A 10,791-nucleotide genomic window follows, 5' to 3' on the forward strand; every position below is an offset into this window, starting at 1 on the left:
CTCGGCTCAGGCCCCTCTGCCGACGAGGCGGTCCCACAGGCTCCGCGGCCGGGCCCGCGGCGGCAGCCGTACGTGCTCCGAAGTCACGGCTTGCGGCGCGGCCACCGGGGTCACCGCCACGGGCACCGCGTCCGCGGCGAGGCGCGGGGCCGGGCACGAGCGGCGGGCCTGCGCCAGGTTGAGCAGCAGGCTTCCGCGCAGCCAGCTGATCTCGTCCGGGTCGTCGGCGGTCATGATGTCCCGGACGACCGCGGCGCTGGGCGACTCCGGCGCCCCGTACCAGAATTCCTCGGGCCGCAGCCGGTGCAGGTGGGCGCGCTCGTAGGGGCTCTCGAGGAGCTCGGCGAGCTGCGTCGGATCGAGGAGCGTCGCCAGGGCGGCCGCCCGCTCCCAGGGGCCGACGGCCTGTCCGAGCAGATACCCGGAGTGCCTGGCCCGCCAGTTCTTCGGCCGCAGGTCCCCGCCCGCTTGCAGCCGGGCGCGCAGCTTGTCCGGCGTCCGGCCCGTCAGGAGCGGCACGTTGACCTCGGCCGCCGCGAACTCCCGTAGTTCCTGGGCGAGATACAGCCACACAACGGCGCGATACCGGTTGACGTAGAACTTCGCGGGCGTCAGCATTCCGGCGCGCGCGAGGCGGGTGAAGCGGGTCGCCGGGATGTCCATGAGCTCGGCGCCTTCCGCCGTGCCCACGACCCTGACCTGCTCGCGCAGGGTGTCAGGGAATCCCTCGGCCTCCTGGATCCGCTCGATCTCCTCGCGCGGGACGCGGCGTCGGCCGCCGCCGGGCACCGCGACGGTACGGATCCGGCCCAGTCGGACGGCGAGGTCGAACTCGCCGCGTTTCAGCCCCAGTTCGCGCGCCGCGCTGCTCTGGGGCCTGGTCATGATGTCGCCTTGCACGATGGTTCTCCCCCGTCTGCAAATCAGGCGCAGTCACTCTCCGTGACCGCTTGAGAGAACCGTAGCCCGGATCGCCGATCCCCGTGCGAGCCTGTGGATAACTTCTCCGGGCCCGAGATCGCCGCAGGTCAGAGGTCCGCTATCGGGGCCCGCTCCGGATTTCGTACGCCGACGGTGAGATGTTCGCCGACCCGGTGCACCAGCAGCGTCATCTCGTACGCGACCTGACCGATGTCGGCCTCGGCGGCGCTGAGCACGCACAGGCAACTGCCGTCGCCCGCCGCGGTGACGAACAGCACCGCGTCATCGAACTCGATCATCGTCTGGCGCACTCCACCGGCGCCGAAGTGCCGGCCGGATCCCTTGGCGAGGCTGTGCAGTCCCGACGAGACCGCGGCGAGGTGCTCGGCGTCCTCGCGCCGCAGGCCCGTGCTCGCCCCGGTCACCAGGCCGTCGTTGGACAGGACCAGCGCGTGCCGGACGTGTTCGACGCGCTGTGTCAGGTCGTCCAACAGCCAACCGAGTCCTTCGTACTGGTGCCCCATGGTCCCCTGTTCCCCGCTTCCCTGTGGCTCCCCGCCCCGGAGGGGATTCGCTCCCCTGCCCGGAGGATCTGACTCGCAAGCCTTCCCCACGGTCGGCGTCCGGGCAAGGAGGATGGGGACATGGCACACAAGATGACCGATGAACAATGGAAGGCCTTCGTCTCCGAGGGCACTCACACCGGCAAGTTGTCGACGGTGCGGGCCGACGGAAGCCCGCACGTCGCGCCCGTCTGGTTCGTCGTCGACGGCGACGACATCCTGTTCAACACCGGCAAGGACACGGTGAAAGGCCGCAATCTGGCCCGGGACGGACGGGTGGCGCTCTGCGTCGACGACGAGCGGCCGCCGTTCTCGTTCGTGTCGATCCAGGGCCGCGCCGAACTGAGCGAGGACCCCGAGGAGTTGCTGGATTCGGCCACCCGGATCGGCGCCCGGTACATGGGCGCGGACCGCGCCGAGGAGTTCGGCCGGCGCAACGGCGTGCCGGGGGAACTCGTCGTCCGGGTACGGGTCGAGAAGGTCGTGGCGCTCGGCGACGTCGCCGACTGAGCCCGCCGCCGCAGGCACACCGGCCACCTCGGGCGCACCCGCCGCCTCGGGGACACCGGCCGCCTCGGGTGCACCGACCACCTCGGTCGCACCGGCCGCCTCGTGCCTCAGCGCACCGAGTCGAGCAGCCGGGCGGAGTGCATCCGCCCGGCGTACTCGACCAGCCTGATCAGCACCTCCTTCCCCGAGTCGCGGTCACGCGCGTCGCACAGCACCACGGGGGTGCCGTGGTCGAGGTCGAGGGCCCGCGCCACCTCTTGTGCACCGAACGCCCTGCTCCCCGCGAAGCAGTTCACCGCCACGACGAACGGGATGTGCCGGTGCTCGAAGTAGTCCACGGCGGGGAAGCAGTCCTCCAGCCGTCTGGTGTCCGCGAGGACGACGGCGCCGAGGGAGCCCTGGGTGAGTTCGTCCCACAGGAACCAGAACCGGTCCTGGCCCGGTGTGCCGAACAGGTAGAGCGACAGGCCCGCCCTGATGGTGATGCGGCCGAAGTCCATGGCGACGGTCGTGGTGGTCTTGCGCTCGACCGCCGCGATGTCGTCCACGTACTGGCCCCGTTCACTCAGGCGTTCCTCGGTGCGCAGCGGCCTGATCTCGCTGACGGCGCCGACCAGGGTGGTCTTGCCGACGCCGAATCCGCCGGCGACCAGTATCTTCAGGGCCAGATCGGCGTCGGCCCCGACACCCGCGCTGCCAGGGTCCGCCGTGGTGTCAGAGTGCTCTGAGCCCATCGATGACCTCCCTCAGGATCTTCTCGTCGGGTAGCTGTGCGGGCGGCACCGGCCTGCTGACCTTGACGCAGCCCAGTTCGAGCAGGTCGCCGAGGAGCACCCGGACCACCCCCACCGGCACATCGGCCCCCGCGGCGAGTTCGGCGACCGTCTGGGTCTCCGTGCGGCACAGCTCGATGATCGACCGGTGTTCGGGTCCGAGGGCGGTGTCGTCGTGGGCGCCGGGCGCCGCGCTGTCGAGCGACACGAGGGCGATCAGGTCGAAGCGCGCTCCCTGTGGCCCCGGCGCGGTCCGTCCGCCGGTCATCGCGTACGGGCGGACCAGGGGCCCTGCCTCTTGGTCGAACCACTGGCTGCCGGGGTCGTTGTCGTTCATGTCGCCGACCGCGCCCGTCAGCCCGCGCTGGGCGGCTGCCCGGCGGCTCTCGGGGCCGTGTAGAGGTGCTCGCCGACCCTCCTGACCAGCCGCGCCATTTCGTAGGCGACGAGCCCGATGTCGGCGGTCACGGTGCTCAGGACGGCGAGGCAGGAGCCGTCGCCCGCGGCCGCCACGAAGAGAAAACCTTCATCCATTTCGACCATCGTCTGACGCACCGCACCGGTGCCGAAGTGCCGCCCTGTGCCCTTGGCGAGGCTGTTGAAGCCGGAGGCGACGGCGGAGAGATGTTCGGCGTCCTCCCTGAGGAGGTCGCTGGAGGCGCCGACGGCGAGGCCGTCGTTGGACAGGATCACGGCATGCCGCAGTTGGGGCACTCGCAGCACCAAGTCGTCGAGGAGCCAGTCGAGTTCGCCGGAACCATGGGCCTGGGCCTGGGCCTGGGCCGTGGCCGTCCCGGCCCCCGTGGTGCTCGGTTCCTTGATCATGCGGAGTCTCCTTCGTCGGTGTCGTGGCCGGGCGGTCGGCCGCCGCCTCTGGCCCAGCCGTCCCGGAAGGAGGTCATCCGGGTCCGGACCTGTTCGGGGGTGCGCTCGTCCGGTGCGGGCACGCGCGCGGGGGATGTCGATTCGGCGGGGCGCTGGCGCAGTTGGGGTGCGAGGTTGGCCTGGCGGACGCGGCGCGGCAGGCCGTCGGGGGGCGGGGCCGCGTCGTTCTCGCCGTGTCCGGTGGGCTCGGGGTTCGGCGCAGTGCGCAGGCGCAGTGCGGTGACGCCCGGCGGGTGCTGGGGCTTCTGGGGCTCCGCCGAGGGGGCGAGCGCCGGGCGGGGAGTCGGGGCGGGGACGTGTGGGATGTCGTTCATCGGCGCCGCTTCGGGCTCGGGCACACGCGCGTAGCGGCGCTCTTCCTGGGACTGTCGGGGTGCGTCGTGGGCGCTCGGCCCGACCTCGCCGTCCTTGTGCAGCAAGGGCGTGGGCAGGAGGACGACGGCGGTGGTGCCCCCGTACGGGGATGTACGCAGGTGCACCTTGATGTCTTGGCGTTTGGCGAGCCTGCTGACCACGAAGAGGCCGAGCCGGTCGCTGTCGAACAGGTCGAGCGCCTCCGAGTGCCCGATGCGCCGGTTCGCCTCGGCGAGGGTCTCCTTGCCCATGCCGAGTCCGCGGTCCTCGATCTCGATCGCGTACCCGTTGCCGACGGGTTCCCCGCTGATGCGCACCTTGGTGTGCGGGGGCGAGAACTGGGCTGCGTTCTCGACGAGTTCGGCCACGAGGTGGGTGAGGTCGGCGACGGCGGCGCCCGTCACCTGGGCGGCGGAGAGGTGACGCACCTCCACGCGCGCGTAGTCCTCGATCTCTGAGACCGCTGCCCGTACGACGTTCGTCAGCGGGACGGGCATCCGCCAGGCGCGGCCCGGCGCGGCGCCGGAGAGGATGATCAGGCTCTCCGCGTGGCGGCGCATCCGGGTGGTGAGGTGGTCGAGCCGGAACAGGTCGCCGAGTTCGCTCGGGTCGTCGGCGCGGCGCTCCATGTTGTCCAGGAGGCCGAGTTGGCGGTGCACGAGGACCTGGCTGCGGCGGGCCAGGTTGACGAAGACCCCGGAGATGCCGCTGGCGAGTTCGGCGCGCTCCACGGCGGCGTGCAGGGCCGCGCGGTGCACGGTGCCGAGCGCTTCGGAGACCTGCCCCGTCTCGTCCTCGGCGGGTGGCCCCTGGGGCGCTTCGGCCGCCACATCGATCTCCTCGCCGGCCCGCAACTTGCTCATGGTGTGCGGCAGTTTGCGGTGGGCGATCTCCAGGGCGGTGTTGCGCAGGCCGACCAGTTCGACGACGAGGCCGCGGCCGATGCGTACGGAGATCACCAGCGAGGCCGTCACCGCGGTGAGCCCGAACACGACGGCCGCTCCCGCCGGGGTGAGCAGTCCGCGGGTGAGGGGGTCGGCGCGTTCCGCGGCGCCGCGCGCGGCATCCGTCTCGATGGCGCGCAGTCGTTCCCGCACGCTCGCGTACGCCGTGTCCCAGGTGTCGCTGGACGCCGCGCCGAGGGCCTTCTCGCCCGGCTCCGCGATGAGCGTGCGGTCCTCGACGGCGCGAACGTCTCCGTAGGCGCGGCCTGCCACGAGGCGCTTCCAGGCGGCTCGTTCGGGGCCGCGCAGATCGGTCGCGGCCGTGTCGAGCAGGTTCCTGCGCGTCTCCACCGCCCCCGTGAACAGCCGCAGCCGCTCGCCGTCCAGGGACTCGGCCAGGCGGGCGCCCGCGAGCACGGCGTTCTCGCGGCTGAGCATCTCGGTGGAGCGGCCGAATTCGAGAAGTACGCGCGCGTCCGAGCCGAGTTCGGAGTCCTGGACGCCGGTGAGGGAGCCGCTGACCGCGAAGGCGCTGTCGAGTGTCCGCGTGTACTGCCCGTAGGCGTCGTCCCAGCCGGTCCTCCGCTCCTGTACGGCCTCGCGCACACTACGTAGACGCTCGACACCGGCCACGAACGAGCCGAGTCGGCCGCTCACGGCGCGCGGGAGGTCCGCCCCGTCGGCGACGGTGCCGTTCCCGCCGATGCGCAGGGCGGCGACGGCGCGGTCGGTGCTCGCGGCGCGCCTCTTGAGGTCCGCGCTCCGGGCGGCGGTGGGCTCGGTGGCGCAGGAGACGGCGGCGGTGCGTTCGGCCTGGAGGGCGGCCACCGCCGCGGCGACGGGTTCGCGTACCGAGGCGTCGACCCGCTGCGACTGCCGTAGCCGCGCGATGTCCTGGGCCGTGCTCACGGTGGCGTAGCCCCACAGGGCGAGCAGCGAGACGACGGGCACCATGAGGAGGCAGATGACCTTCGCCCGGACCGTGCGCGGGCGCAGCTTCCTGGTCGCCACGCGCGCGGGTGGCGGTCTGCGGGGCTCCGGGTCCACGGTGATGTCCTCGTCGATGTCCTCGTCGGCGGGCGGCCCCGCGTGCGCACGCCGTCCGCGTGCCGGGGCCGAATGCGGGGGTGCGGGACGGGGGTTGGGAGTTCTACGAGGCGGGGTCATGGCCTCCTCGATCAGGGTCGGATCAGGATCAGGGGGTGAGGTGCTCCAGCGGTTGCCGGGCGGACCTGGCTGCCTCCTTCTCGTCCGCGCTCGGGGACAGGGCGACGAACGCCGAGGTCAGGAACAGGTAGGAGCCGAGTCCCACGGCCAGCGGGAAGATGAACTGCATCGTCGTGGCCCCCGGGAGCTGCGCCGTGGACGGGGTCACGCGCACGGTCACGGCCAGCATCCCGGTGTAGTGCATGCTGCTCACGGCGCCGCCCATGACGAGGGACGCGACCGCGACGGCGGCGGGCGACTTGATGTTGAGGGCAGCCCACAGCGCGGCGGTGGCCGCGACGACGGCGATCACCACGGAGAGGGCGACCAGCAGCGGGTCGTAACCGACCGCACCGTGCAGGCGCAGCGCCGCCATCCCGAGGTAGTGCATGCTGGCCACGCCGATCCCCGTGGTGAGGCCGCCCAGGACCAGGGCACGCCCGCGCTCGCCGTGGTGGCCGACCGCGAAGACACCGACGCCGACGACGACCACCGCGACGACCAGGCTGAGCAGGGTCAGCGGAACGTTGTAGCGGATCTCGGTGCCGGTGACGCCGAAGCCGAGCATCGCCACGAAGTGCATGGTCCAGATGCCGGTGCCGATGGCGGAGGCCGCGGTGAGCAGCCAGTTGCGCCTGGTGTTCCCCGTGGCGTTCAGGGCACGCACGGTGCAGCGCAGCCCGAGTGCCGCGCCGATGCAGGCCATCGCGTACGACAGCACGGGGGTAAGCCAGCCGAAGGCGGCGTGGTCCAGGTGTCCCATGGGTCAGGGACCGTATGCCGGTGAGGGCGCGCACCAGGGGCGCAGTTCGAAAGGTTTTGGAATACGACAGAGATGCGGTGGGGAACGATCGCGGGAGAGTCGAACGTGTGCACCGCACGTGCATGCGATGTCCTCGGCGAAGAACGGGACCTTTCGATCCTTCTCCCCCTCCCCGTCCCCCACACGTGTCACGGCGCCGGCCTGCGCGCCGCTGTCAGTGCGCTGCGCAATCATGGAGCACATGAGCGATGACGCCACGCGTGTGCAGGAGTTCTTCACGGCCAGGGCCGCCACTTGGGACACCCGTTTCCCCGACGACGGGCCCGTCTACGCGGCCGCGGTCGACGCGTTGGGGCTGCGCCCCGGTGACCGCGTGCTCGACGCCGGATGCGGCACGGGCCGGGCGCTGCCGCCGCTGCGTGCGGCCGTGGGCCCCTCCGGCGTGGTCCTGGGCGCCGATCTGACACCGGCGATGCTGGCGCAGGCGGTGCGGGCGGGCAGAGACGCCGAAGGGCAGTTGCTGCTGGCGGACGTGGGCCGGCTGCCGCTGCGCGCGGGCGCGCTGGACGCGGTGTTCGGCGCGGGGCTCGTCTCGCATCTGCCGCAACCGTCGCGGAATCTGAGCGAGTTGGCGCGCGTGGTGCGCCCCGGCGGCCTGCTCGCCCTGTTCCACCCCATCGGCCGCGCCGCCCTCGCCGCCCGCCACGGCCGCTCCCTCACCCCTGACGACCTGCGCGCCGAGCCCAACCTCCGCCCGCTGCTCGCCGGTTCCGGCTGGCGCCTGACGTCGTACGTCGACGAGGACGAGCGGTTCTTGGCGCTGGCGGAGCGGGAGGACTGAGACGGGAGGACCGAGAGCCGTGCCGCCGGTCTGCCTCCACGCGCGGGACCCGCTCCCCGCCCGGCTCTGCCACCATGCCTGTAACTCCACGACATGCGTGAGCAGTTATAGGCAGGGGGACGGTGGCGGCCATGATCGACCGAGTCCGCAAGGCGTGGAAGACGTGGCGCGAGCAGGTCGCGCGACGCCAGAGCGGAGCGCCGGGCAAGAGTGGGCGTGCACACAATCTCTTCGACGCGGCGGCCTCCTACGTAGTGGCGTGCGTCGAGGACGACCAGGAGCGCGCCGACGAGGCGGCGGGCTGGGTCGAGCCGAGCGCGCTGGTCTTCGGGGTCAACGAGCTGGCCTGCAGGGCGGTCATCGCCCTCGCGCGGGAGCGCGACGAGCCGCCCAGGACCGTCGCGCGCACCCTCCTCGGGCTCCCCGTCGGCTGACACACGAGCGCGAGGCACACACCGCGCACACGGGATGTCGACATGCCGTTCACGCCAGGACTACAGAAGCTCAACTGCCGCTGATTTTCCTGGTCATCGTCTACAGACCCCCCTGTACGCCGCCAGCGGGCACTGGCTAAGGTCTCGCCGGTGGAACGAAGTTCAGGGGAGGCCGGCATGACCGGAACGGACGAAGCGGCGGTCGAGGGGGACGACGCGCTGTACGTGCTGACGGCGGTGTTGCTGACCCCCGCGAAGTTCCCGAGCGTGCTCGGTGACGACTACCCGGAGGCCTGCGCGGCCCTGGGGCTCGCGCCGCTGGCCGAGGGGTACGGCCTGGTGCTCGGGCAGGACGCGCAGGGCGCGCGCTGGACCGTCGTGGTCGACGACGTGTCGCTGGTCGCCGTCGCCATCGCGTCGTGGGACTGCGGCATGGAGTACGACCTCTCGCCCGACGAGAACAGCATGGTCGCCGCGCTGCCCGGCTGGCCGCTCGCGCTCGCCGTGTCCGCGCCGGGCGTCCCCGAGCCGCACGATCCCGAGCCCGACCCCGAGTACGACGACCAGGCACCGCTGACGCCGCCCGACACGGAGACGTGGGGCCCGGCCCAGCGCCGCCTCGGGGCGGACGAGATAGCGCTTCAGTGGGCCGTGTGGCGGGAGCAGCTCGACGACTCCCAGTTCGCCACGGAGTCGGACGCCGAGGCGCCTCAGGAGGGCGACGACGCGGAGGCGGGGCCGACCGGTTCGCACGCGGGCATCCGCCGGGTCCTCACGGAGGTGCGCGGCTACGTGGACGCGCCGCCGCCCCTGGGCCGTGTGCGCTCCGCGTTCGCCTCCGGTGACTCCCGGACGCTGCGCGCCGACGGGCCGGGCTGGTCCATGGTGGCGCGGACCGACGACATCGCGTTCGTCCTGCTCGACGAGGAGCCGGGCGAGGTGCTGCCGGTCGGCCGCGGCCGGGAGCTGCCGGGCCTGCTCGAAGCGCTCGACAAGATGGCCGTACGCCCTACGTGAACCGCCGGGGCCGCACGGGACGTTCGCATCCCATGGGGCCCCGCCCGTCATGGCGGCCCCTCAGCGCCTCAGTTCCTTGCGCGAGACGCGGCGCAGCCTGCGCCGCTGGGAGGGGTCGAGCATCAGGTACGCCGCGGTGGGCGCGCCCAGCACGATGAGCAGGGCCGCCCACCAGGGCAGCCAGATCAGCAGGATGATGCCGACCGCCACGCCTCCGGCGGCGACCTTCGCGTTCTTCGACATGTGTGTGGCCTCCTTAGGGGGCGGCTCGCCCGCGCCTGAGTGGATCGAGCCCGTCCTCTACTGTGAAGAACGGGCCCGTGTCGCCCGCGGTTCCGGCGGGCGACCCTGATACATCCCTGATTCCGTGCCCCCGCGCACGGCTCGGGCGGCCTCAGATGTCGGCCCGCAGCGGCTCTCCCACTTCATACATGTGGCGCAGCGCCTGGCGGTAGGAGTCTACGAGCCCGGTCTCCACGAAGGGGATGCCGAGTTCGCGGCAGTGCGCCTTCACCATGGGCTGGGCGAGGCGCAGATGGGGTCGGGGCATGCTCGGGAACAGGTGGTGCTCGATCTGGTAGTTGAGGCCGCCGAGGAACCAGTCGGTCAGGGCGGCGCCCTTGATGTTGCGCGAGGTGAGGACCTGGCGTCGCAGGTGGCCCCACTTGTCGCCGTCCGGGTCGGGCATCTCCATGCCCTTGTGGTTGGGCGCGAAGGCCATGCCCAAGTGCAGCCCGAACAGGGCCTGGTGGAGCGCGGCGAAGACGAGCGCGTGGCCGAGCGGCATGGTGGTGAGGAGCAGCGTGACGTAACCGGCGACGTGCGCGACCAGGAGTGCGCCTTCCACGAGGCGTTCGCGGCCGCTCTGGCGGCGCAGGTCCTGGAATCCGTAGACCTTCAGGGCGAGGCCCTCGAGCAGGGTGAGCGGGAAGAAGAGCCAGGCCTGGTGGCGGGTGAGCCAGCCGCGGAACCCCGCGCGCGTGGCGGCCTGCTTGCTGGTGAAGACGAGGACGTCGGCGGCGACGTCGGGGTCCTTCTCGATGTGGTTCGGGTTGGCGTGGTGCCGGTTGTGCTTGTCGTTCCACCAGGCGTAGCTCATGCCGAGCAGCAGGTTGCCGTGGACCAGGCCGATCAGCCGGCTCGTCGAGCGGTTGCCGGTGATCTGGGCGTGGCCCGCGTCGTGCCCGATGAAGGCGGTGCGCGCGCACAGCACGGCGAGGAGGGGCGCGAGGGCGAGCACCCACCACGATCCGCCCATGAGGGCCATGCCGGTGACGACGGCGCCGAGGCAGAGGGCGTTGACCACGATGGTGCGCACGTACCAGCCGGTGCGCCGCTCCAGGAGCCCCTGTCCCTTGACGGCGCGCAACAGCGGTGTGAACTCGCTGCCCGCTTCGGAGGAGACCGGCCTGGTGGCGGGTTCCGGCATCGCTGTGACGGCCGAGGACATGACGGTTCTCCGGTCTGTGATGGGTGAGGTCGATGCGGCGGGCTACGCGTCGGCCCGACCTCAATGAACCTATGGATCACGGACCTTGATGGACCATGGCGCCACCACCCGAGTGCCGCCTGGGTTCACC

Annotated in this window: 13 protein-coding genes; 4 read left to right on the forward strand and 9 right to left on the reverse strand. The window is 72.0% G+C overall.

The features are described 5' to 3' along the window. Positions 1–6 precede the first annotated feature (6 nt). Positions 7–885 (reverse strand): DUF6397 family protein, encoded by an 879-nt coding sequence (locus RBJ65_RS19785; RefSeq protein ID WP_306317528.1) that lies wholly within the window; start codon positions 883–885, stop codon positions 7–9. Between the two features lie 143 nt (positions 886–1,028). Further along, positions 1,029–1,445, reverse strand: coding sequence for a roadblock/LC7 domain-containing protein (locus RBJ65_RS19790; RefSeq protein WP_306317529.1), 417 nt, complete (start codon positions 1,443–1,445; stop codon positions 1,029–1,031). 120 nt (positions 1,446–1,565) lie between these two features. Between RBJ65_RS19790 and RBJ65_RS19795 the strand changes: the two genes are divergently transcribed. Next, positions 1,566–1,994, forward strand: a complete 429-nt coding sequence (locus tag RBJ65_RS19795; protein ID WP_306317530.1) for a PPOX class F420-dependent oxidoreductase — start codon at positions 1,566–1,568, stop codon at positions 1,992–1,994. A gap of 107 nt (positions 1,995–2,101) precedes the next feature. Here the strand turns inward: RBJ65_RS19795 and RBJ65_RS19800 are convergent, their stop codons facing one another. The 5 genes from RBJ65_RS19800 to RBJ65_RS19820 are packed head-to-tail and all read right to left on the reverse strand — an operon-like array spanning position 2,102 to position 6,919. After that, the gene (locus RBJ65_RS19800; protein WP_306317531.1) at positions 2,102–2,728 is read right to left on the reverse strand and encodes an ATP/GTP-binding protein; all 627 of its coding nucleotides are present in this window, start codon (positions 2,726–2,728) and stop codon (positions 2,102–2,104) included. Further along, positions 2,709–3,104, reverse strand: coding sequence for a DUF742 domain-containing protein (locus RBJ65_RS19805; RefSeq protein WP_306317532.1), 396 nt, complete (start codon positions 3,102–3,104; stop codon positions 2,709–2,711). Before RBJ65_RS19805 ends, RBJ65_RS19800 begins: the two co-directional genes overlap by 20 nt. Positions 3,105–3,121: 17 nt before the next feature. Then, complete coding sequence (locus RBJ65_RS19810; RefSeq protein ID WP_306317533.1) at positions 3,122–3,592, reverse strand: roadblock/LC7 domain-containing protein; 471 nt, start codon at positions 3,590–3,592, stop codon at positions 3,122–3,124. Beyond that, positions 3,589–6,117 carry a nitrate- and nitrite sensing domain-containing protein gene (locus tag RBJ65_RS19815; protein ID WP_306317534.1) on the reverse strand — a complete coding sequence of 843 codons (2,529 nt, stop codon included), beginning with the start codon at positions 6,115–6,117 and terminating at the stop codon, positions 3,589–3,591. Before RBJ65_RS19815 ends, RBJ65_RS19810 begins: the two co-directional genes overlap by 4 nt. 28 nt (positions 6,118–6,145) lie before the next feature. Continuing rightward, positions 6,146–6,919: an MHYT domain-containing protein gene (locus RBJ65_RS19820; RefSeq protein ID WP_306317535.1), complete on the reverse strand. Its 774-nt coding sequence runs from the start codon at positions 6,917–6,919 to the stop codon at positions 6,146–6,148. 241 nt (positions 6,920–7,160) lie between these two features. Between RBJ65_RS19820 and RBJ65_RS19825 the strand changes: the two genes are divergently transcribed. The 3 genes from RBJ65_RS19825 to RBJ65_RS19835 all read left to right on the forward strand — a co-directional run bounded on the left by RBJ65_RS19825 (position 7,161) and on the right by RBJ65_RS19835 (position 9,211). Continuing rightward, the gene (locus RBJ65_RS19825) at positions 7,161–7,760 is read left to right on the forward strand and encodes a class I SAM-dependent methyltransferase (RefSeq protein WP_306317536.1); all 600 of its coding nucleotides are present in this window, start codon (positions 7,161–7,163) and stop codon (positions 7,758–7,760) included. 131 nt (positions 7,761–7,891) lie between these two features. After that, positions 7,892–8,194, forward strand: coding sequence for a hypothetical protein (locus RBJ65_RS19830; protein ID WP_306317537.1), 303 nt, complete (start codon positions 7,892–7,894; stop codon positions 8,192–8,194). A 177-nt stretch (positions 8,195–8,371) separates the two neighbouring features. Continuing rightward, on the forward strand, positions 8,372–9,211 hold the full coding sequence (locus RBJ65_RS19835) for a hypothetical protein (RefSeq protein ID WP_306317538.1): 840 nt from the start codon (positions 8,372–8,374) through the stop codon (positions 9,209–9,211). Between the two features lie 60 nt (positions 9,212–9,271). Here RBJ65_RS19835 and RBJ65_RS19840 read toward each other — a convergent pair whose 3' ends face one another. Next, positions 9,272–9,454 (reverse strand): hypothetical protein, encoded by a 183-nt coding sequence (locus RBJ65_RS19840; RefSeq protein ID WP_306317539.1) that lies wholly within the window; start codon positions 9,452–9,454, stop codon positions 9,272–9,274. A gap of 151 nt (positions 9,455–9,605) precedes the next feature. Then, positions 9,606–10,661, reverse strand: coding sequence for an acyl-CoA desaturase (locus RBJ65_RS19845; protein WP_306317540.1), 1,056 nt, complete (start codon positions 10,659–10,661; stop codon positions 9,606–9,608). Positions 10,662–10,791: the final 130 nt, after the last annotated feature.

Source organism: Streptomyces sp. KL109B (genome assembly GCF_030766935.1).
GTDB lineage: Bacteria > Actinomycetota > Actinomycetes > Streptomycetales > Streptomycetaceae > Streptomyces.